This is a genomic window from Pseudomonas sp. PAMC25584, from assembly GCF_058135675.1.
Genome location: NZ_CM176870.1, coordinates 4903890 through 4925678 on the forward strand (window position 1 = coordinate 4903890; position 21789 = coordinate 4925678).

Annotated in this window: 23 protein-coding genes; 16 read left to right on the top strand and 7 right to left on the bottom strand. The window is 61.4% G+C overall.

The window, feature by feature from the left end:
- The first annotated feature begins 440 nt into the window (after positions 1 to 440).
- Both ACS5Q8_RS22900 and ACS5Q8_RS22905 read left to right on the top strand, forming a co-directional pair.
- On the top strand, positions 441 to 578 hold the full coding sequence (locus ACS5Q8_RS22900; protein WP_003175756.1) for a hypothetical protein: 138 nt from the start codon (positions 441 to 443) through the stop codon (positions 576 to 578).
- 73 nt (positions 579 to 651) lie between these two features.
- Positions 652 to 1611 (top strand): CgnE/CgnB domain-containing protein, encoded by a 960-nt coding sequence (locus ACS5Q8_RS22905; RefSeq protein WP_465159469.1) that lies wholly within the window; start codon positions 652 to 654, stop codon positions 1609 to 1611.
- 96 nt (positions 1612 to 1707) lie between these two features.
- Here ACS5Q8_RS22905 and rluB read toward each other — a convergent pair whose 3' ends face one another.
- The 6 genes from rluB to ACS5Q8_RS22935 all read right to left on the bottom strand — a co-directional run bounded on the left by rluB (position 1708) and on the right by ACS5Q8_RS22935 (position 6609).
- Complete coding sequence (gene rluB / locus ACS5Q8_RS22910; protein ID WP_465159470.1) at positions 1708 to 2952, bottom strand: 23S rRNA pseudouridine(2605) synthase RluB; 1245 nt, start codon at positions 2950 to 2952, stop codon at positions 1708 to 1710.
- A 144-nt stretch (positions 2953 to 3096) separates the two neighbouring features.
- On the bottom strand, positions 3097 to 3288 hold the full coding sequence (locus tag ACS5Q8_RS22915; RefSeq protein WP_247406128.1) for a DUF1289 domain-containing protein: 192 nt from the start codon (positions 3286 to 3288) through the stop codon (positions 3097 to 3099).
- Positions 3289 to 3317: 29 nt separating this feature from the next.
- Positions 3318 to 4271 carry an SMC-Scp complex subunit ScpB gene (gene scpB, locus ACS5Q8_RS22920; protein ID WP_426100132.1) on the bottom strand — a complete coding sequence of 318 codons (954 nt, stop codon included), beginning with the start codon at positions 4269 to 4271 and terminating at the stop codon, positions 3318 to 3320.
- A 12-nt stretch (positions 4272 to 4283) separates the two neighbouring features.
- Complete coding sequence (locus ACS5Q8_RS22925) at positions 4284 to 5102, bottom strand: segregation and condensation protein A (protein WP_010566183.1); 819 nt, start codon at positions 5100 to 5102, stop codon at positions 4284 to 4286.
- The gene (locus ACS5Q8_RS22930) at positions 5103 to 5732 is read right to left on the bottom strand and encodes an L-threonylcarbamoyladenylate synthase (RefSeq protein ID WP_276194601.1); all 630 of its coding nucleotides are present in this window, start codon (positions 5730 to 5732) and stop codon (positions 5103 to 5105) included.
- Positions 5733 to 5745: 13 nt separating this feature from the next.
- Positions 5746 to 6609 (bottom strand): PHP domain-containing protein, encoded by an 864-nt coding sequence (locus tag ACS5Q8_RS22935; RefSeq protein WP_276194602.1) that lies wholly within the window; start codon positions 6607 to 6609, stop codon positions 5746 to 5748.
- 87 nt (positions 6610 to 6696) lie between these two features.
- Between ACS5Q8_RS22935 and ACS5Q8_RS22940 the strand changes: the two genes are divergently transcribed.
- The 7 genes from ACS5Q8_RS22940 (at position 6697) to ACS5Q8_RS22970 (ending at position 12228) form a co-directional block, all read left to right on the top strand.
- Positions 6697 to 7293, top strand: coding sequence for a septation protein A (locus ACS5Q8_RS22940; RefSeq protein WP_276194603.1), 597 nt, complete (start codon positions 6697 to 6699; stop codon positions 7291 to 7293).
- Position 7294: 1 nt separating this feature from the next.
- Positions 7295 to 7594 carry a YciI family protein gene (locus tag ACS5Q8_RS22945; protein WP_276194604.1) on the top strand — a complete coding sequence of 100 codons (300 nt, stop codon included), beginning with the start codon at positions 7295 to 7297 and terminating at the stop codon, positions 7592 to 7594.
- A 106-nt stretch (positions 7595 to 7700) separates the two neighbouring features.
- A complete protein-coding gene (locus tag ACS5Q8_RS22950; RefSeq protein ID WP_426100133.1) occupies positions 7701 to 8108 on the top strand; it encodes an SH3 domain-containing protein in 408 nt (135 codons plus the stop codon).
- Between the two features lie 7 nt (positions 8109 to 8115).
- On the top strand, positions 8116 to 8793 hold the full coding sequence (locus ACS5Q8_RS22955; protein WP_169883602.1) for a response regulator transcription factor: 678 nt from the start codon (positions 8116 to 8118) through the stop codon (positions 8791 to 8793).
- 169 nt (positions 8794 to 8962) lie between these two features.
- The gene (locus tag ACS5Q8_RS22960) at positions 8963 to 9427 is read left to right on the top strand and encodes a Spy/CpxP family protein refolding chaperone (protein ID WP_276194606.1); all 465 of its coding nucleotides are present in this window, start codon (positions 8963 to 8965) and stop codon (positions 9425 to 9427) included.
- A gap of 67 nt (positions 9428 to 9494) precedes the next feature.
- Positions 9495 to 10838 carry a sensor histidine kinase gene (locus ACS5Q8_RS22965; RefSeq protein ID WP_276194607.1) on the top strand — a complete coding sequence of 448 codons (1344 nt, stop codon included), beginning with the start codon at positions 9495 to 9497 and terminating at the stop codon, positions 10836 to 10838.
- Between the two features lie 40 nt (positions 10839 to 10878).
- Positions 10879 to 12228 (top strand): CoA transferase, encoded by a 1350-nt coding sequence (locus ACS5Q8_RS22970; protein ID WP_465159471.1) that lies wholly within the window; start codon positions 10879 to 10881, stop codon positions 12226 to 12228.
- Between the two features lie 107 nt (positions 12229 to 12335).
- Here the strand turns inward: ACS5Q8_RS22970 and arcD (ACS5Q8_RS22975) are convergent, their stop codons facing one another.
- On the bottom strand, positions 12336 to 13763 hold the full coding sequence (gene arcD, locus ACS5Q8_RS22975; protein WP_276194609.1) for an arginine-ornithine antiporter: 1428 nt from the start codon (positions 13761 to 13763) through the stop codon (positions 12336 to 12338).
- Positions 13764 to 14212: 449 nt separating this feature from the next.
- Here arcD (ACS5Q8_RS22975) and arcD (ACS5Q8_RS22980) point away from each other — a divergent pair, with 449 nt between their 5' ends.
- The 7 genes from arcD (ACS5Q8_RS22980) to gcvH all read left to right on the top strand — a co-directional run bounded on the left by arcD (ACS5Q8_RS22980) (position 14213) and on the right by gcvH (position 21780).
- A complete protein-coding gene (gene arcD / locus ACS5Q8_RS22980; RefSeq protein WP_247404746.1) occupies positions 14213 to 15640 on the top strand; it encodes an arginine-ornithine antiporter in 1428 nt (475 codons plus the stop codon).
- 24 nt (positions 15641 to 15664) lie between these two features.
- Entirely contained in the window at positions 15665 to 16921 is a 1257-nt protein-coding gene (gene arcA, locus ACS5Q8_RS22985) for an arginine deiminase (RefSeq protein WP_247404748.1), read from the top strand.
- A gap of 69 nt (positions 16922 to 16990) precedes the next feature.
- Complete coding sequence (locus tag ACS5Q8_RS22990; RefSeq protein WP_247404751.1) at positions 16991 to 18001, top strand: ornithine carbamoyltransferase; 1011 nt, start codon at positions 16991 to 16993, stop codon at positions 17999 to 18001.
- A 157-nt stretch (positions 18002 to 18158) separates the two neighbouring features.
- Complete coding sequence (gene arcC / locus ACS5Q8_RS22995; RefSeq protein ID WP_426100135.1) at positions 18159 to 19088, top strand: carbamate kinase; 930 nt, start codon at positions 18159 to 18161, stop codon at positions 19086 to 19088.
- Between the two features lie 18 nt (positions 19089 to 19106).
- Positions 19107 to 19469, top strand: a complete 363-nt coding sequence (locus ACS5Q8_RS23000) for a DUF5064 family protein (RefSeq protein WP_247404757.1) — start codon at positions 19107 to 19109, stop codon at positions 19467 to 19469.
- 105 nt (positions 19470 to 19574) lie between these two features.
- The gene (locus ACS5Q8_RS23005; protein ID WP_276194610.1) at positions 19575 to 21083 is read left to right on the top strand and encodes a sigma-54-dependent transcriptional regulator; all 1509 of its coding nucleotides are present in this window, start codon (positions 19575 to 19577) and stop codon (positions 21081 to 21083) included.
- 313 nt (positions 21084 to 21396) lie between these two features.
- Positions 21397 to 21780 carry a glycine cleavage system protein GcvH gene (gene gcvH, locus ACS5Q8_RS23010; protein ID WP_247408160.1) on the top strand — a complete coding sequence of 128 codons (384 nt, stop codon included), beginning with the start codon at positions 21397 to 21399 and terminating at the stop codon, positions 21778 to 21780.
- The last annotated feature ends 9 nt before the right edge of the window (positions 21781 to 21789 follow it).

Below are 21789 nucleotides of genomic sequence, written 5' to 3' on the forward strand. Positions count from 1 at the left end.
GAGGTCTTGGCCTTTTGCGTGGTTACGCAAGGGGGTCACAGTAAAACGCGGCGCATTGTACACCGCTCGACCGCTTGCGGACGGCCCTGGCGAGCAACCGCGACAATCTGTCAGCTATTCCTTACAGCGCTGCGCCGGCCCGATACCGTGCGCCTTTCACGTAAATTAATCGTTACATCGTGGAAAACTTGCGTTACACCCAGCCTGTATCTGTCAGTTCACAAATAATTGGCGGTAGGAAATATCCGAGCAGTCGCCAGCCGCAGTGCGCTGTTTTGCATGGGGAAAAAATCGCGCACTAAAAACAGAACAAAAAATCCAAATGAGACCGTGTCAATAAATTTTTTGCATTCCGAAACACTCTCACCTAGGTTCTTTCACTTGCCCAGCGAAGCCCGCGGGCAAGCCGTTCTCAAACAACGTCCTCTAGGAGATACACCATGCAAGCACTGGAAAACGACCTGGAAACCGAACTGCAACTCGACGATTGGTTTGAAGCGCCGACCCATGAGGCCGCCGTTGAAATGATGCAAGCCGATGCCGTCGTGCCCTTTGGCACGGCGATGTGGCCTTTCTAACCCCCGGCAGGCATCCGGCAGGTGCAGTGCGCTGCACCTGCCCCCTTACCCAAGGCACAGAAGGACACTCGTCATGGACAAGGCCCGCGCCGTCGAACACTTTCTCTACTACCTCGCCCACCGCCCGGCCCTCAGCGGCTTGAGCTGTCCGACCGTGCTGTTGGGCCATACCGAACGCTACGAGGCCATTGCCCAGGCGATCACCCACAGCAGTGCCGCGCGCTTCAACCTCCAGGTGCAGCGCCTGGACCTGGCCCCCAGCGCCACCCTGGCCGAGGCCATCGACACCTGCGACCTGTACCTGTTTTTCTACGACGCCTCGACCCTGCCCAACCCCCGCGCCGAAGGCCCGGACTTTATCCACGCCTTGCACGGCGTAATGGCCGAGCACTGGAAGAAATCCCTGCTGTTCAAGGACTACGGCGACTATTTCTACGACACCTTCAGCGTCGAGCCACAACGCATCGCCGACCTCAACGCCACGCTGATCCGGCGCATGTCCCAGGCCACGCTGCTGAGCTTCACCGACCGGCACGGCTCACGCCTGCAAGCGCCGCTGAACAGCATCAAGAAGTGGACCAATATCAACGGCATCGGCAACCATGACCTGGCCCCCGGCGAGATCGCCACCCACAGCGAGGCCATCAATGGTCAGGTACGGTTTGTCGGCACCTTCCTCAGCACCATCCCCTTCGCGCGCAAATATGGCGTGCTGCAATCACCGCTGGAGCTGTGGATCGAAAACTCGACCATCTGCAGCGTCGCCAGTGACATCCCCGGGCTGGCGGACGACTTCAACAAGTACCTGAACGCCAACCCATCGAACCGCCGCGTGGAGGAACTGGGGATCGGTACCAATGAAGGGGTCAAGGATCTGTATGCGCGCAACGCCGGGTTCGAAGAACGCCACTGCGGCTTGCACCTTGGGTTGGGTGGCGGGCAGAAAGGCAGCCATCACCTGGATTTGATCTTCGCCAGTGGGGTGTTGGCGCTGGATGACAAGCCGGTGTTCGATGGCACCTTTGCGTTCTGATCAAATCCACCGCCCCTCCCACCGTTGATTGCATTGCAAATGCAGATCCAAAAAAAACGCCAACCCGAGGGTTGGCGTTTTTATGCAGCGCTTACATCACTGCGGCTTCTTGCGACCAAAACCCGGACGCTGGCCAGAACCGGCCGGTGCGCCACGGCGCTTGCCCGACGGCTCGTCCGCCACCAGTTTCAAGCCTGGGCGCTTTTTCGGCGCGGGCTTGGCTGGGCGCTTGGTGCTAGCGTTGTCTGCCGGACGACCTGCGGGCTCACCGCGACCGGCTTCACCGCGATTACCGCGACCGCCGCTTGGCGCTTCACCACGGCCGGCAGGACGCGGAGTGCGTGGCGCACGTTCGCCTTCCTGACGCGATGGCGCCGTTGGACGACGCTCACCTTCAATGTGCGGCTCACGGGAAATACGCCCGCCGGTAGCCGGTGCATTCAGCGCCGGGCGCAGGGTGCGAGCGACGCGCTCGGTACGCGCAACCGGACGCGACGATTTACGCTGCATACGGTCGAGCTTGTCTTTGCTCTTGGCGTTCATCTGTGGCATCGCGACTGGCGTCAGGCCCACTTCGGCACTGAGGATGTCGACTTCGTACTGGCTCATTTCGCGCCAGCGGCCCATCGGCAGGTCGGAGTTCAAGAACACCGGGCCGAAACGCACGCGTTTCAGGCGGCTGACCACCAGGCCCTGGGATTCCCACAGGCGACGTACTTCGCGGTTACGGCCTTCCATCACCACGCAGTGATACCAGTGGTTGAACCCTTCGCCGCCTGGAGCCTGCTTGATGTCGGTGAACTTCGCCGGGCCATCTTCCAGCACGACGCCGGCCTTGAGGCGCGCAATCATCTCGTCATCGACTTCGCCACGCACACGCACGGCGTATTCGCGGTCCATCTCGTAGGATGGGTGCATCAGGCGGTTGGCCAGCTCACCGTCGGTGGTGAACATCAGCAAGCCGGTGGTGTTGATGTCGAGACGACCGATGTTGATCCAGCGGCCTTCTTTTGGCTTAGGCATCTTGTCGAACACGGTCGGACGGCCTTCCGGGTCGTCACGGGTGCAAATCTCGCCATCGGGCTTGTTGTACATGATCACGCGGCGCACCGATTCGGAGGCCTCTTCACGCTTGATGACCTTGCCATCAATAGTGATTGCATCGTGCAGGTCGACGCGCTGGCCGAGGGTGGCCTCGACGCCGTTGACCTTGATGCGCTTCTGGGTGATCCAGGCTTCGACGTCGCGGCGCGAGCCCACGCCGATACGCGCCAGCACCTTTTGCAGTTTTTCGCCTGCAGGGCCGATTTCCTGGCTGTCGTTCTGGTCTTTGTCGTTCATCTTAAGCACCTCCCGGTGGGTCGATTCAGGCGTGGCCTGAAGAGTGTTGAAAGCGGGGCTTTGGGCGAATACATCGCCAAAGGGTCGCGAATCATACGCGCATGGCGCGCGTTGCGCATCAGAGACTAGTCGATAAGTGCCGAGTCAGCGGCTTTTCCGCCGACCGGTGGCACCCAACGCCAACAGGCGCAGCTCGGCTTCGGCGAGCACCGTGCGCTTGTCGACTTTGTCGAGCTTCTTCCAGGCGCGGATCTCACGCTTGCTGCGGCCGCAGCCGACGCAGATGTCGGCGTTGAACTTGCACAGGCTGATGCAGGGGTCTTTGGTTGAAGTCATGCTTTGCTCCCCTCCCACATTGGACCGCGTCAGTCTTCGAATTGGCGGCGCTCGGCCTCGATGGCTTCGGCCAGGGCGCGGGCTTCGTCTTCTTCGTCGCTCAGCGGCGGCTGTTCGAGGGCGGCGACGGCCGCCAGGAGTTTTTCGCGGGCTTGGGCGACGCCGAGGATGTCTTCCTCGGGCTCAGGCTCGGACTCGGACTCGATTTCAATTTCAACTTCAGCCGCCCCCTCAACATGCAGCTCCTGGGCGTCCGGCGCTGCCGCACCATCACGCAGCAAATCATCGAAGTCGGTCTTGATGCCCTGCTCCATGTCGTCCAATTCCAGCAGCAAGGTGTGGAAACTGGTTTCGTCCTTCGGCTCTTCCGGTTCGGCGGAGGCGTCGGCCAGTTCCTGCAGGCTCGCCGGGACCGGGGCGTCGTCGAAGTCGAGTACCGGCTCGGTTTCCATCTCGCGCAATTCGGCCAGCGGTGGCAGGTCGTCGAGGTTTTTCAGGTTGAAGTGGTCGAGGAACACCTTGGTGGTAGCGAACATCGCCGGTTTGCCGGGCACGTCGCGGTAACCGACGATACGAATCCACTCGCGTTCCAGCAACGTCTTGACGATATGGCTGTTGACGGCCACGCCGCGCACGTCCTCGATTTCGCCACGGGTGATCGGCTGGCGATAGGCGATCAGCGCCATGGTTTCCAGCATCGCCCGGGAATAACGCTGCGGGCGCTCTTCCCACAAGCGGCCGACCCACGGGGAAAATTTCTCACGGATCTGCAGGCGATAACCCGACGCCACTTCGCGCAGCTCAAAGGCACGGCCGTCGCAGGACTTGCGCAGAATCTCCAGGGCTTTCTTGAAAACCGGCGGTTCAGGGCGTTCGGCCTCTTCAAAGAGTTCGAACAGGCGCTCCAGGGATTGCGGCTTACCCGAAGCCAGAAGAAAGGCCTCCAGCAGCGGGGCCAGTTCGCGGGGTTCAGTCAGATTCATCGATTCAGCTCTTTATTCGGCTCGCGCCCGCACGTGGATAGCCGCAAAAGGCTCATTCTGGACCAGCTCGACCAAGGACTCCTTGACCAGCTCGAGGATCGCCATAAAGGTCACCACCACCCCCAGGCGCCCTTCTTCGGCGGTGAACAGCTCGACAAACGGCACAAAACCGCCGCCCTTGAGGCGTTCGAGCACATCGCTCATGCGCTCGCGGGTGGACAATGCCTCGCGGCTGACCTGGTGGTGTTCAAACATATCGCCACGGCGCAGCACCTCGGCCATGGACATCAGCAACTCTTCCAGGCTCACGTCCGGCAACAGCTTGCGCGCCCGGGCTTCCGGCGCATCGAGCTTGGGCACCACCACATCGCGGCCCACGCGGCTGAGGCCGTCGATGCCTTCGGCGGCGGCCTTGAAGCGTTCGTACTCCTGCAGGCGGCGGATCAGCTCGGCGCGCGGGTCGTCTTCTTCGGCCTCGACCGTCTCCGAGCGCGGCAACAGCATGCGCGACTTGATCTCGGCGAGCATGGCGGCCATCACCAGGTACTCAGCGGCCAGTTCCAGGCGCACCGACTGCATCAGCTCGACATAGCCCATGTACTGACGGGTGATCTCCGCCACCGGGATGTCGAGGATGTTGATGTTCTGCTTGCGGATCAAATACAGCAGCAAATCCAGCGGACCTTCGAAGGCTTCAAGGAACACTTCCAGGGCATCCGGCGGGATGTACAGGTCCAGCGGCATTTCCATGACCGCCTGGCCATACACCATGGCAAACGGCAGTTCCTGCTGGGCGCCGGCCTGGCTGTCGACGGTTTCCACGGCCGACATTCAGGCCTCGACCATAAACGGCGCGGGGTCGCCGCAGCCGACACGGATCACTTCGGGGTCGCCGTCGGCCAGGTTGATCACGGTTGACGCCTTGCCGCCGCCGAAACCGCCGTCGATGATCAGGTCGACGTGTTTTTCCAGGAGTTGGCGCATCTCGTAGGGGTCTTCTAGCGGTTCGGTGGCGCCGGGCATGATCAACGACACGCTCATCAGCGGCTCGCCCAACTCGGCCAGCAGCGCCAGGGCGATCGGGTGTTCCGGCACACGCAGGCCGATGGTGCGCTTCTTCGGATGCAGCAACAGGCGCGGCACTTCGCGGGTGGCGTTGAGAATAAAGGTGTACGGCCCCGGCGTATGGGCCTTGAGCAGGCGGAAGGTGCCCGTGTCGACCTTGGCGAACAGGCCCAATTGGGACAGGTCGCTGCAGATCAGCGCAAAGTTGTGCTTGTCGTCCAGCTGACGCAGGCGTCTGACACGCTCAACCGCGTTTTTGTCGCCGATCTGACAACCGATGGCGTAGGACGAATCAGTTGGATAGATCACCACGCCACCGGCGCGAATGATCTCCACGGCCTGTTTGATCAGGCGTGGCTGAGGGTTTTCCGGATGAATCTGGAAGAATTGACTCACGTGCTCTACCTGTTCAGACGGTGGCAATAATGGGGTCATGCTTGAATCGCCCCCACAAGAGCGGCAAGTCTTCCGGGACCGGGCGATATTCGCCGATCTCGGACCAGCCGCCTGGGCCATGAAAGTCACTGCCGGCGCTGACCAGCAGACCAAATTCGCGGGCAAGAATCGCCAGGCTGCCAACCTGTTCGGCGGGTTGATGCCCGTTGACCACTTCAATTGCGTGGCCGCCCGCACCAATATAGTCGCCAATCAGCTTGCGACGCTTGCTGCGGGTGAAATCGTAATGCCAGGGATGTGCCAGGCTGACCCAGGCCCCGGAGGCCCGCAGGGTCTCGACGGTGGCGTCCAAGGTCGGCCAATGCTGCTTGACGTCGCCCAGTTTGCCGGCGCCCAGCCATTTGCGAAAGGCTTCGGCGCGGTCCCGGACAAACCCTTCGCGCACCATCCAATCGGCGAAATGCGGCCGGGCCGGTGCGTTGCCGCTGTCGCCCAGTTCCTGCTGGATAGCCCGGGCGCCGTCGAGGGCGTTGGGCATGCCTTTGAGGCCGAGCTTGCGGCTTATTTCTTCGGAGCGCAGCCAGCGGCCATCGTGCAATTGGGCGATGGCCTCCACCAGCGCGGGGGCTTTTTGGTCAAAACCGTAGCCGAGCACATGAATGGTGGCGCCGCCCCAGGTGCAGGACAATTCCACGCCGTTGACCAGTTGCATGCCCAGCGCCTGGGCGGCTTCGCGGGCCTCGTCGAGGCCTTCGAGGGTATCGTGGTCAGTCAACGACAGGACTCGCACGCCTTTTTCAAACGCACGCGCAACCAATACCGCAGGCGCCAGGGCGCCATCGGAGGCCGTACTGTGGCAGTGCAAATCAACATTCACGGAAGTGTGTAACCTCAAGTCAGGTGGCGCTTTCGCTACCAAGGATGTTTGTTATTATGCCGCCACATCCAGCTTCTGGCTCTTACTGTGAAACAATTCATCGACTTCATCCCGCTGTTGCTGTTTTTCATCGTTTACAAACTCGACCCCAGGGTCATCGATCTCGCCGGCCATGAACTGACCTTCGGGGGCATCTACAGCGCCACCGCCGTGCTGATCATCAGCTCCATCGTGGTCTACGGCGCCATCTTCATCTCCCAGCGCAAACTCGAAAAAAGCCAATGGCTGACCCTGGTCGCCTGCCTGGTCTTCGGCAGCCTGACCCTGGCCTTCCACAGCGAAACCTTCCTTAAATGGAAAGCCCCGGTGGTGAACTGGCTGTTCGCCCTGGCGTTCATCGGTAGCCACTTCGTTGGCGATCGCCTGTTGATCAAGCGGATCATGGGCCATGCCCTGACCCTGCCGGAGCCGGTGTGGACACGCCTGAACGTGGCCTGGATCGTGTTTTTCCTGTTCTGCGGCGGCGCCAATCTATTTGTGGCCTTCACCTTCCAGAACTACTGGGTCGACTTCAAGGTGTTCGGCAGCCTGGGCATGACCGTATTGTTCCTGGTGGGCCAGGGCATCTACCTGTCGCGCCACCTGCATGAAACCGACCCCACTACGCCGAAAACCGAGGACTGACATGCTCTACGCCATCATTGCCACCGACGTTGCCAACTCGCTGGAAAAACGCCTGTCCGTGCGCCCGGCTCACGTCGAGCGCCTGAAAGTGCTGCAGGCCGAAGGCCGCATCGTGTTGGCCGGCCCGCACCCGGCGATCGACAGCAACGACCCGGGCGCTGCCGGTTTCACCGGTAGCCTGATCGTTGCCGAGTTCGCGTCCCTGGCCGATGCCCAAGCCTGGGCCAAGGCTGACCCGTATATGGCGGCCGGCGTCTACGCGGATGTAGTGATCAAACCGTTCAAGCAAGTCCTGCCTTGACCCCGGTCGCGCCGAACCAATTCGGTTCGGCGCACTCCTAATTGCTCATTATTCTGGGTAACCTGCCGACAACCTTCTGAATATTCGTGTGGAATCAGGAGTTCCGATGCGCTTACGTCAGTTGTGTCTGTTGGCAGTGTTAATGATCGGGGCTACGGCCCACGCTGAAGAAACCTCAAACACCGGCAGTTCTACGCCCCTGTCCTTGAGTGCCGGCAGCCAGATCACCGAATTGCAGCAACGCTTGAAAGAAAGCGAGCGGCTGCGTGAAGAACTGAGCAAGCAACTGCAAACCACGGATGCTGCCCGTGAAAGCGCCCAGCTGAGTCGCTTGCGCCAAGAGAACCAACGCCTGGCCCAGCAACTCAAAGAGACACAGGGCGGCGGCTTGACCCGATGGCTGACCGAGCAACAGCAGTGGTTTGTCACCGGCGGGGCCGTCGCACTGATCGCCCTGCTGTGCGGGATCTTCGCCAGCGGTGGGCACCGTCGCCGTCGACAATGGCTAAATTGAGTGAGTCATGAGCGAGCTGTTACTGATAGATGATGACCAGGAGCTCTGCGAGCTGCTGACCAGTTGGTTGAGCCAGGAAGGCTTCCAGGTGCGCGCCTGCCACGACGGTTTGAGCGCCCGCAAAGCCTTGGCCGACAGCGCCCCGGCGGCCGTGGTGCTCGACGTGATGCTGCCCGATGGCAGTGGTCTGGAGTTGCTCAAGCAATTGCGCAACGACCATCCGGAGCTGCCGGTGCTGATGCTGTCGGCCCGGGGCGAGCCGCTGGACCGTATCCTCGGCCTGGAACTGGGCGCCGACGACTACCTGGCCAAGCCGTGTGACCCACGGGAGCTGACTGCCCGCCTGCGCGCCGTGTTGCGCCGCAGCCACCCGGCCGCCGTGTCAACGCAACTGGAACTGGGCGACCTGTGCTTCAGCCCGGTGCGCGGCGTGGTCAGCATCGACAATCAGGAATTCACCCTCACCGTTTCCGAAAGCCGCCTGCTCGAAGCCTTGCTGCGCCAGCCCGGCGAACCGCTGGATAAACAGGAACTGGCGCAGATCGCCCTCGGCCGCAAGCTGACCCTCTATGATCGCAGCCTCGACATGCACGTCAGCAACCTGCGCAAAAAGATCGGCCCGCACCCGGATGGCCGGCCACGGATCGTGGCGTTGCGCAGCCGCGGCTACTACTACAGCCTATGAGCCCAGCAACACGCTGATCCCACATTTGATCTGCTCGGCCCCCAGGGTTTTGTCAGCTTCCACCAAAACCCTCTTTACCCAAGCTTTACCCACACCTGACCGCCGCTGACCTTGATCTCCGTAATCTACTCACATCCGGACTCACCGGAATAGAGACAGGAGAATCACCATGCGCAAGACCCTAATCGCCCTGATGTTCGCCGCAGCCCTGCCCACCGTTGCCATGGCAGCAATGCCTGAAGGCCCAGGCCCGATGGGCGGCCCTGAAGGCCACATGATGGGGGGTCCAGGCTTTGACGGTGAACACGGTCCGCGTGGCAAAGGTGGCCCGTTCAGCCAGCTGGATTTGAGCAAGGAACAACGCCAGCAGATCGGCAAGCTGATGGGCGACCAATGGCACGCTCGCAAAGACCTGGTCAAAAAGTACCTGGACAAACTCCCGGCCGCTGACCAGAAAGCCATGCAGGATGAAATCGCCGCCGGCAGGCAGAAAACCCAGGCCGACGTCCGTGCCGTGCTCAAGCCTGACCAGCAGAAGAAATTCGACGAGATCGTCAAGAAGGAAGAACAACGCCGCGCCGAGTGGAAGGAATTCCAGGCCTGGAAAGCGCAGCAGCCGCAAAAAGCGCAATAATGTTCTAGCTTCACTGCCCCAGCCCAGCGGTTCGCGCCGCTGGGCTTTTCCTGTTTGAGGGTTTCCTGTGCGTTCATTGTTCTGGCGTATCCTGGCCAGTTTCTGGCTGGCCATCGCCTTGGTTGCCGGGCTGTCGATCCTACTGGGGCATATGCTCAACCAGGACGCCTGGATTCTCAGCCGCCATCCCGGTCTCAATAACCTGGCCCAAGAGTGGACCCAGCTCTACGAAGCCCAGGGCGAGGACGCCGCGCAAGACTTGCTGCAACAGCGCAAGCGCCAGTACCACATTGACGTGCAAGTACTCAACGAAAGCGGCGAGCCCGTGGTACGCGGCACCTTTCCGCGCCGCGCCGCCGCCTTCGAAGCCCGGCAGAACGACAGCAAGGATGGCCACCTGCCCTGGCGGCGCCTGACCGCCGAGTACACCAGCGAGAAAACCGGCGACACCTACCTGCTGATCTACCGCATCCCCCATCCGGAGTTGGACGCCTGGCACCGCAACAGCCTGATGTGGCCGTTGAGCGCATTGGCGATTGCCTTGGTGGTGCTGACCCTGTTCAGCCTGCTGGTGACGCTGTCCATCACCCGCCCCTTGAGCCGTCTGCGCGGCGCGGTGCATGACCTCGGCCAGGCCACCTACCAGCAGAACAGCCTGGCGCAACTGGCCAACCGCCGCGATGAATTCGGCGTCCTCGCCAACGACTTCAACCGCATGGGCGCGCGCCTGCAGAGCCTGATCGGCAGCCAGCGCCAGTTGCTGCGGGACGTGTCCCACGAACTGCGCTCGCCCCTGGCCCGCCTGCGTATCGCCCTGGCCCTGGCCGAACGTGCCGGGCCCGAGGAGCGCGAAAAACTCTGGCCACGCCTGACCCGCGAGTGCGACCGCCTGGAAGCGCTGATCAGCGAAATCCTGGTACTGGCCCGGGTCGACGCCGACAACGCCAGCGCCGAAGAGGTGGACCTCATCCCGCTGCTCAAGACCCTGCAAAAGGACGCCCAACTCAGCGCGCCGGACCAGGTGGTGCAACTGAACGCCGATCCCGACCTGCGCCTCAAAGGCTGGCCGACCATGATCGAACGCGCCGTGGATAACCTGCTGCGCAATGCCCAGCGCTTCAATCCGCCAGGCCAACCGATCGAATTGCAGGCTCGCCGCCTGGGCGAACGCATCCTGATCAGCGTGCGCGATCACGGCCCCGGCGTCGAGGCCGAGCACCTGAGCCAGTTGGGCGAGCCGTTCTACCGCGCGCCCGGCCAAACGGCGCAGGGCCACGGCCTGGGCCTGGCGATTGCACGGCGGGCGGCGGAACGCCATGGCGGTAACCTGATCCTGGCCAATCATCCCGACGGCGGTTTTAGCGCCAGTATCGACCTGCCATTGACGCCGGGGGTTGTCACACCGGCGTGATGATCTTCTATAGTGGCCCTTCTCTTATGGAGGGCCTTCGATGACTGACCTGCTGACTCCCATCCAAGCCGCACTCGATCTACCGCTCACCCCACTGACCTTGACCGAGACCGGCGCCCTGCCTTCGATCTTCGCCGTGACCGACCTGGCCGGCGCCAGTATCGGCGCCGCCGGTCAGGCCGTTGCCCACCTCATCCTGCAACAGACCGGGCGATTGCCCAGCGTGAGCGTGGACCGACGCCTCGCCTCGTTCTGGTGCTCTTCCTCGATCCGCCCCGTCGGTTGGCAAGTGCCACCACTGTGGGACCCGGTGGCCGGCGACTACGCCAGCGCCGACGGCTGGATTCGCTTGCACACCAACGCGCCCCATCACCGTGCCGCTGCCGAGCAGGTGCTCGGTAGGGTCGCCGAGCGTGCGCAGATGGCAAGCAAGGTCGCGGCCTGGAATGCCGCTGAACTGGAGCAGGCGATTGTCGAGGCCGGCGGGTGCGCCGCGCAGATGCGCACGTGGCAGGCCTGGCAAACCCATCCGCAGGGCCTGGCGGTGAATGCAGAGGCCTTGGTTCAGCGCCAGAGTTTCGACACCACCACCGCTAAACCCTGGCGCGGCTCAGCGGCCCGACCACTGGCCGGTATCAAGGTGCTGGACCTGACGCGCGTATTGGCCGGCCCCGTCGCCAGCCGTTTTCTCGCCGGGCTGGGTGCGGACGTGCTGCGCATCGACTCACCGACCTGGAACGAGCCAGGCGTAGTGCCGGAAATGACCCTGGGCAAACGCTGCGCGCGCCTGGACCTGAAAACCGCCGCAGACCGCCAGGTTTTCGAAAGTCTGCTCAAAGAGGCCGACATCCTGTTCCACGGCTACCGCGCCGACGCCCTGGAGCAGCTGGGCTACACCGCCAGCACACTGCAACAACTCGCCCCCGGCCTGATCGACGTGAGCCTCAATGCCTACGGTTGGAGCGGGCCGTGGCGCAACCGCCGGGGCTTCGACAGCCTGGTGCAGATGAGCAGCGGCATCGCCGACGCGGGCATGGCCTGGAAACACGCGGATAAACCTGTGCCGCTGCCGTTGCAGGCGTTGGATCACGCCACCGGCTACTTGATGGCAGCCAGCGCCATCCAGGCACTGCGCGAGCGCTTGGCCTCCGGCCGTGGCGGTTCGGCGCGGTTGTCGTTGGCGCGCACGGCAAAATTGTTGCTGGACGCCGGACCGGTTCCGGAGCAACCGCCATTGCGGGCCGAGACACCTGAAGATCAGGGATTGGTGGAGGAACAAACGGCCTGGGGACCGGCGCACCGATTGCTCGCGCCGCTGGCCATCAGCGGCACACCGTCGCAGTGGGATTTGCCGGCGGGAGAGTTGGGGTCGCACCGGCCTCAGTGGTGAATTGAAGGTCGCCATCGCAGGCCAGCCCGCGATGCGGCCCTCACCAGCACGACTCATGCACCCTGCTCACCACATCACATAGCTGCGCTGATCAAAACGCCAAAGTCTCATAACCGCAACACCCCGCTATACAGCCCATATGCCGCCAACCCCGCGCCCGCCATCACACAGGCAAAAATGCCTTTTTCCACATGGGTAAACAACGGCTGGCCCTGCTCGCGCTTGGCCAGGGCAAACAACACCACGCCCGGCGCATACAGCAACGCCGACAGCAACAAGTACTTCAGCCCCCCGGCGTAGAGCAGCCACACCGCGTAGCCCAGTGCAATCAGGCCCACCAGCAGATCTTTCAGGCGCTGGCGCTGGGCGCCTTCGTAGGTTTCCCCGCGCCCGCTCAACAACACCGCGTAAGCCGCCGACCACAGGTAAGGCACCAGGATCATGGACGAGGCCAGGTAAATCAGGGTGGTGTAGGTGCTTTCGGAAAACAACGTGATGACCAGGAATATCTGGATCATCACATTCGTCAGCCACAGGGCGTTGACCGGCACCTGGTTGGCGTTTTCCTTTTTCAGGAAGGCCGGCATGGTCTTGTCATGGGCCGTGGCGTAGAGAATTTCCGCGCAGAGCAGCGCCCATGACAGCAACGCGCCCAGCAGCGATACCGCCAAACCGATGCTGATCAGCAGCGCGCCCCAGGGCCCGACGATGTGCTCCAGCACGCCGGCCAGGGACGGGTTCTGCAATTTCGCCAGTTCCGGCTGGCTCATGATGCCCAAGGAGAGCAGGTTCACCAGCACCAGCAGCGCCAGCACGCCGAGAAACCCGATCACCGTGGCCCGGCCCACGTCGGAGCGTTTCTGCGCCCGCGCCGAATACACGCTGGCGCCCTCGATGCCGATAAACACGAACACCGTGACCAGCATCATATTGCGCACCTGGTCCGCCACGCTGCCGAATTGCGGCTTGCCCAAGCCCCATATGTCAGCCGTGAAGATATCCGCCTTGAATGCCACGCCGGCGATGACCACGAACATCAGCAACGGTACGAGCTTGGCCACCGTGGTGATCTGGTTGATGAATGCCGCCTCCTTGATCCCGCGCATCACGAGGAAATGCACGGCCCACAGCAACAGCGAGGCGCAGCCGATGGCCACCGGCGTATTGCCCTCGCCGAACACCGGAAAAAAGTAGCCGAGGGTGCTGAACAAGAGTACGAAGTAGCCGACATTGCCCATCCACGCGCTGATCCAGTAACCCCAGGCAGACGAGAAGCCCATGTAGTCGCCGAAACCGGCCTTGGCGTAGGCATACACCCCGGAATCCAGCTCGGGTTTGCGGTTGGCCAGGGTCTGGAACACAAACGCCAGGGTCAGCATGCCCACGGCGGTGATCGCCCAGCCGATCAATACCGCGCCGACTTCGGCGCGCGCGGCCATATTTTGTGGCAGGGAAAAAATCCCCCCGCCGATCATGGAGCCCACCACCAGGGCGATCAAGGCGCTGAGTCGAAGCTTTTCAGACGATTGCGACATGAACTCTCCAGAGTCAAAAACAAATGAGCGAACGATTGTGTACTCAACTAATTTGCACGAGAGCTCCCGCGTTTATCAGGTATTGCGAACAAAACGCGGGTTCTAATAACCCAAAGGCATGTCAATAACTAGAGTTTAGGGAAATTTATAAATTAAATATGTATTGAACTTTATGAACATCAATGGTTTGCCGAATCGCCCTGGAAAAAGTTTGCACATTCACAAAAAGGGGCTAGCTTGAAATGTCTCTGCAATTAGCAAACCTTAACAATAAACAGCGCATAAAGGCTCTACAACAAGGTGCTGCGCCAAGCCCTTGCGCCCGCAGCATTTTCGGCCTAAGTCATTAATTCACAATGGAATGTGCCAATGATGTGATCTAAGTCAGTTGTTTGAATAGCACACAGAATTATTCTGTGCTCTCTCTTCTCCTGCATTGGAGTTATGCAATGTCTGAATCTCCCGGAAAACTTCGACTTGGTGCACTGGTTGCACTTGTCGTGGGCTCAATGATTGGCGGCGGGATCTTCTCCCTGCCGCAAAACATGGCAGCCAGCGCCGATGTCGGTGCCGTTCTGATCGGTTGGGTGATTACTGCTGTAGGCATGTTGACCCTCGCCTTTGTATTCCAAACCCTGGCCAACCGCAAACCCGACCTCGACGGCGGCGTATACGCCTATGCCAAGGCCGGTTTCGGCGACTACATGGGCTTCTCGTCTGCCTGGGGTTACTGGATCAGCGCGTGGCTGGGCAACGTCGGCTACTTCGTACTCTTGTTCAGCACCCTCGGCTACTTCTTCCCGATCTTTGGCGAGGGCAACACCCCGGCCGCAGTGATTGGCGCCTCGGTGCTGCTGTGGGCCGTGCATTTCCTGGTACTGCGCGGGATCAAGGAAGCGGCGTTCATCAACCTCGTGACCACCGTCGCCAAGATAGTGCCGCTGGTGCTGTTCGTGCTGATTGCGGTGTTTGCATTCAAGCTGGACATCTTCACCGCTGACATCTGGGGCCTGAAAAACCCCGACCTGGGCAGCGTGATGAACCAGGTGCGCAACATGATGCTGGTCACCGTATGGGTGTTCATCGGCATCGAAGGCGCGAGCATCTTCTCGGCGCGGGCCGAAAAACGCTCCGACGTGGGCAAGGCCACCGTGATCGGTTTTATCACCGTGCTGCTGTTCCTGATGCTGGTGAACGTACTTTCGCTGGGCATCATGACCCAACCGGAACTGGCCAAGTTGCAGAACCCGTCGATGGCTGCCGTGCTGGAGCACGTCGTGGGCCACTGGGGCGCGGTGCTGATCAGCGTCGGCTTGATCATCTCGCTGCTCGGCGCACTGCTGTCGTGGGTGCTGCTGTGTGCGGAGATCATGTTCGCCGCCGCCAAAGACCACACCATGCCGGAGTTCCTGCGTAAGGAAAACGCCAACCATGTACCGGCCAACGCGTTGTGGCTGACCAACGCGATGGTCCAGGTGTTCCTGGTTATCACCTTGTTTTCCGCCAGCACGTACCTGTCGCTGATCTACCTCGCCACCTCGATGATCCTGGTGCCTTACCTGTGGTCGGCAGCCTATGCGCTGTTGCTGGCGGTACGTGGCGAAACCTACGAAAACGCCTCGGCCGACCGCAGGAAGGACCTGATCATCGGCGCGATCGCACTGATCTACGCGGTCTGGCTGCTCTACGCCGGCGGCACCAAATACCTGCTGCTCTCCGCCCTGCTCTATGCCCCTGGCGCGATCCTGTTCGCCAAGGCCAAGCATGAACTGGGCAAACCGATTTTCACCAACGTCGAGAAGCTGATTTTCGCCGCAGTGGTTGTTGGCGCCCTGGTGGCTGCCTACGGCCTCTACGCCGGCTTCCTGACTATGTAATTGTTGTTCACTGGAGGATCTGTAATGACCACGGAAAAAGTGAAGTACGGCGTACATTCCGAAGCCGGCAAACTGCGCAAAGTCATGGTGTGCTCCCCAGGTTTGGCCCACCAGCGGCTGACCCCCAACAACTGCGATGAATTGCTGTTCGATGACGTGCTGTGGGTGGCCCAGGCCAAGCGCGACCATTTCGACTTTGTCACCAAGATGCGCGAGCGGGACATTGATGTGCTGGAAATGCACAACCTGCTGACCGATATCGTCGCCATCCCCGAAGCCCTGGACTGGATTCTGGAACGCAAGATCACCGCCAATACAGTGGGTCTGGGCCTGGTCGATGAAGTCAGCTCCTGGCTGCGCAGCCTGGAGCCACGCAAGACCGCCGAGTTCCTGATTGGTGGCGTGTCGGCCGATGACCTGCCGAGCAGCTTCGGTGGCAAGACCATCGAGATGTTCCGCGATTTCCTCGGCCACTCCAGCTTCATTCTGCCGCCGCTGCCCAACACCCAGTTCACCCGCGACACCACTTGCTGGATCTACGGTGGCGTGACGCTGAACCCGATGTACTGGCCGGCGCGACGTCAGGAAACCCTGCTGGCCAGCGCCATCTACAAATTCCACCCCGAGTTTACCAACGCGGACTTCCAGATCTGGTACGGCGACCCTGACCTGGAACACGGTGCTGCCACCCTGGAAGGCGGTGACGTCATGCCGATTGGCAATGGCGTCGTGTTGATCGGCATGGGGGAGCGCTCGTCCCACCAGGCCATCGGCCAGTTGGCGCGCAACCTGTTCAAAAACAAAGCCGTGGAACGAGTGATCGTTGCCGGCCTGCCAAAATCCCGCGCGGCGATGCACTTGGACACCGTGTTCAGCTTCTGTGACCGCGATCTGGTCACCATCTTCCCTGAAGTGGTCAACCAGATCGTCGCCTTCACCCTGCGCCCTGACGAAAGCAAGCCGCACGGCATCGATATCCAACGGGAGAAAACCAACTTCCTCGACACCGTAGCCGCAGCGCTCAACCTCAAGGCCTTGCGCGTCGTCGAAACCGGCGGCAACAGCTTCGCCGCCGAGCGCGAGCAGTGGGACGACGGCAACAACGTGGTAGCCCTGGAGCCTGGCGTGGTGATCGGCTACGACCGCAACACCTCCACCAACACCCTGCTGCGCAAGGCCGGCGTGGAAGTCATCACCATCAGCGCCGGTGAACTCGGCCGTGGCCGTGGCGGTGGACACTGCATGACTTGCCCTATCATCCGCGACCCAATCGATTATTAATTTTCACGCCTTGGCCGCCGCTCACGAGGCGTCGGCCAAGGGGATAACCTAAACAGAAGGAGATCCACCATGGCTTTCAACATGCGCAACCGCAGCCTGCTCTCGCTGATGCACCACACCACTCGCGAGCTCAACTACCTGCTGGACCTGTCCCGCGACCTCAAACGCGCCAAATACACCGGCACCGAGCGTCCGCACTTGCTGGGCAAGAACATCGCACTGATCTTCGAAAAAACCTCGACCCGCACTCGCTGCGCCTTCGAAGTAGCGGCCCACGACCAGGGCGCCCACGTCACCTATATCGACCCGATGTCGTCGCAGATCGGCCACAAAGAAAGCATGAAAGACACCGCCCGCGTCCTCGGCCGGATGTTCGATGCCATTGAATACCGTGGCTTCGCGCAGGAAATCGTCGAAGAGCTGGCCAAGTTCGCCGGTGTGCCGGTATTCAACGGCCTGACCGCCGAATTCCACCCGACCCAAATGATCGCCGACACCCTGACCATGCGCGAACACAGCGACAAGCCGCTGCATGACATCAGCTACGCCTACCTGGGCGACGCCCGCTACAACATGGGCAACTCGCTGCTGATGATCGGCGCCAAGCTGGGCATGGACGTGCGCATCGGCGCGCCGAAAGCCCTGTGGCCACACGAAGATTTCATCAAGCAGTGCCAGGCCTTTGCCGAGGAAAGCGGCGCGCGCATCACCATCACCGAAGACCCTGTCGCGGCGGTGAAGGGCGTGGACTTCATCCACACCGATATCTGGGTGTCCATGGGCGAGCCGGTTGAAGCGTGGGACGAGCGTATCGAGCAACTGCTGCCGTACCAGGTCAACGCCAAGATGATGAAAGCCTCGGGCAACCCTCGGGTGAAGTTCATGCACTGCCTGCCGGCCTTCCATAACAGCGAAACCAAGGTTGGCAAGGACATCGCCGCACGTTATCCGAACCTGGCCAATGGCGTGGAAGTGACCGAAGAGGTGTTTGAATCCCCGGCCAACATCGCCTTTGAGCAAGCGGAAAACCGCATGCACACCATCAAGGCGATCCTGGTGTCGACGTTGGCGGATATCTAACTTTTACTGCTGGAACACAGTCAATGTGGGAGGGGGCTTGCCCCCGATAGCGGCGTATCAGTCGATACAAGTATTGAATGTTAGCCCGCCATCGGGAGCAAGCCCCCTCCCACACTTAGTCCTGTGTTCACACGCTGAACTCTAGAAGGATTGCATTATGCGTATCGTCGTTGCACTGGGCGGTAACGCCCTCCTCCGCCGTGGTGAACCCATGACAGCGGACAACCAACGCGCCAATATCCGAATCGCCACCGAACAGATTGCCAAGATCCATTGCGGCAACGAGCTGGTGATCGCCCACGGTAACGGCCCGCAAGTCGGCCTGCTGTCGTTGCAGGCGGCGGCCTACACCAGCGTCTCGCCGTACCCGCTGGACGTGCTCGGCGCGGAAACCGAAGGCATGATCGGCTACATCATCGAACAGGAACTGGGCAACCTGCTGGACTTCGAAGTCCCGTTTGCCACCCTGCTCACCCAGGTTGAAGTGGACGCCAACGACCCGGCCTTCAAGAAACCCAGCAAACCGATCGGCCCCGTGTACTCCCAGGCCGAAGCCGAGAAACTCGCCGCTGAAAAAGGCTGGACCATCGCCCCGGATGGCGATAAATACCGCCGCGTCGTCGCCAGCCCGCGGCCGAAACGCATCTTCGAAATTCGCCCGATCCAATGGCTGTTGGAAAAAGGCAGCATCGTGATCTGCGCCGGCGGTGGCGGTATCCCGACGATGTACGGCGAAGACGGCAAGCTCAAGGGCATCGAGGCCGTGATCGACAAGGACCTGTGCTCATCGCTGCTGGCTTCGCAACTGGAAGCCGATTTGCTGGTGATTGCCACCGACGTCAATGCCGCCTTTATCGACTTCGGCAAGCCGACCCAGAAGGCCATCGGCCAGGCCCACCCGGATGAAATGGAAAGGCTTGGTTTCGCCGCCGGTTCCATGGGGCCGAAAGTGCAAGCGGCCTGCGAGTTCGCGCGCCAGACTGGCAAAACCGCTGTGATCGGTTCACTCTCGGACATCGAAGCCATCGTCCAGGGCCACGCCGGCACCCGTATCAGCACGGCAACCCCAGGCATCCGTTATCTGTGAAGTTGAGGAAAAACGCCTATGGCTACCTTTGAACCCGGGCATTTGCACATCGAACGACACGCGCTGAACAACGCCGACTACAGCTACAACCTGCACATCGACTATGAAGTCAGCCAGCACCCCAAGGAAGGCCAGGGGATGCTGTTCAAGCTGCATGGCTCGGTGCAGGGCAACGACCTCAAGGAAGAGTTTTTCCTGCCCAAGGACCAGGCGTTCGACTTTGCCCGGCATGCGATGAATATCGCGCAGAAGTACGGGATGCCGAAGATCGCGACGCTCAACGGCGATATGCACAAGCAGTACGACTTGATGTTCGAGGACGTTCGGCATCAGTTGAATGTAAAACCGGGTGATCCGGTCAAACCCGAACACCTCGCATAACTCGGTCAAAATGAGGGAGGGGCTTGCTCCCCTCCCACATTTTTGATCTCCCCCCCTGTCTGGCATACTTGCCGCCTCTCGCTCCCCAGAATTGTCAGCCGCCCCATGCGTATCCACGTCAGCTTCATCGACCGCGTCGGCATTACCCAGGAAGTCCTGGCCTTGCTCGGTGGGCGCAATCTCAACCTGGACGCGGTAGAAATGATCCCGCCCAATGTCTACATCGACGCGCCGACCCTGAGCGCCGGAGTCCTCGAAGAGCTGCGGGACGCGCTGTTCAGCGTCAACGGCGTGCAGGCGGTGACGGTGGTGGACATCCTCCCCGGCCAACGCCGCCACCTGCAACTCGACGCACTGCTCGCGGCCATGACCGACCCGGTGCTGGCCCTGGATAGTGCGGGCAAGATCCTGCTGGCCAACCCGGCGTTGATCGCCCTGTACGGTCGCGAACCGGCCGGCGAAAGCATCAGCGAGCTGTTCAACGACCCGGCATTGCTCGACACCTTGCTGGAGCAAGGCTTTCGCTTGCCTCTGCGCGAGATCAGCGTCAATGGCCAGACCCTGCTGCTGGAGGCCACGCCGATCACCGATGCCGGTGCCCTGCTCAGCCTCTACCAGCCCAACCGCATCGGCGAACAGTTGTCGGCCCTGCACCACGACCATGCGGAAGGCTTCGATGCGCTGCTCGGCGAGTCGCCGGCGATTCGCACCCTCAAGGCGCGTGCGCAGCGCGTCGCGGTGCTCGATGCACCGCTGTTGATCCAGGGCGAGACCGGCACCGGCAAAGAACTGGTGGCGCGGGCCTGCCACGCTATCAGCGCGCGCTGCAGTGCGCCGTTCCTGGCGTTGAACTGTGCGGCGCTACCGGAAAACCTCGCCGAAAGCGAACTGTTCGGCTACGCCCCCGGCGCCTTCACCGGGGCCCAGCGCGGCGGCAAGCCGGGGCTGATGGAACTGGCCAACCAGGGCACGGTGTTCCTCGATGAGATCGGCGAAATGTCGCCGTACCTGCAGGCCAAGCTGCTGCGCTTTCTCAATGACGGTAGTTTTCGCCGAGTAGGCGGCGACCGTGAAGTGAAGGTGAACGTGCGCATCCTCAGCGCCACCCACCGCGACCTGGAAAAGATGGTCGCCGAGGGCACCTTTCGCGAAGACCTGTTCTATCGCCTCAACGTCCTCAATGTCGAAGTGCCGCCCCTGCGCGAGCGAGGCCAGGACATCCTGCTGCTGGCACGCTACTTCATGCAGCAGGCCTGTGCGCAGATCCAGCGCCCGGTCTGCCGCCTGGCGCCCGGTACTTACCCGGCATTGCTGGGCAACCGCTGGCCGGGCAATGTGCGGCAGTTGCAGAACGTGATCTTCCGCGCCGCCGCCATCTGCGAAAGCAGCCTGGTGGACATCGGCGACCTGGACATCGCCGGCACCTCGGTCGCACGCCAGAGCGACAGCGAAATCGACAGCCTGGAACAGGCCGTGGAAGACTTCGAACGCAGCCTCCTGGAAAAGCTCTACACCAGCTACCCGTCGACCCGCCAGTTGGCGAGCCGCCTGCACACCTCCCACACCGCTATCGCCCATCGCCTGCGCAAATACGGCATCCCCAACAAGCCCTGACTGAACACGGATCAAATGGGGGAGGGGCAGCGTGTCATCAAATACGACCTTGATCTGTACTGAAAGCGCTACAGCGTAACGATATCGCTACAACCCTGCTTTTTGCGCGCCATGCAAGGCTTTGATCCACATAGGCTTTTTTTCTTGCGGCGAAGTGTAGCGAAATCGCTACAGCCTCAGGCGCGATCGCGCAGGCCACTTTTATCAAGTTATTGATTTATAAGTGATTAATGACATTGGCCGCGATATTGCTAAGTAACTCCCCATTATTCCAATCCCGTCCACCAGACGAATCTGGCCCCGAGGAGTTTCCATGAGCGAGTTGCGTTTCACTGAAGATCACGAATGGCTGCGCGCCGAAGCTGACGGCAGCGTCACCGTAGGTATCACCGCGTTCGCGCAAAACGCGCTGGGTGATGTGGTTTTCGTGCAACTGCCGGAGTTGCAGGCCTACGACAAGGGCGCCGAAGCGTCCACCGTGGAATCAGTCAAAGCCGCCAGTGGCGTGTACATGCCGTTGGACGGTGACGTCCTCGAAGTGAACGCCGAGCTGGAGGGCCGCCCGGAACTGGTCAACGAAGACCCGATGGGCGAAGGCTGGTTCTTCCGCTTTAAACCCGCCGATGCCGATGCAGTGGCTACGCTGTTGGATCAGGATGCGTATGACCGCCTGATCAAAGCCAACGCACAAGCCTGAGGAGCGCGC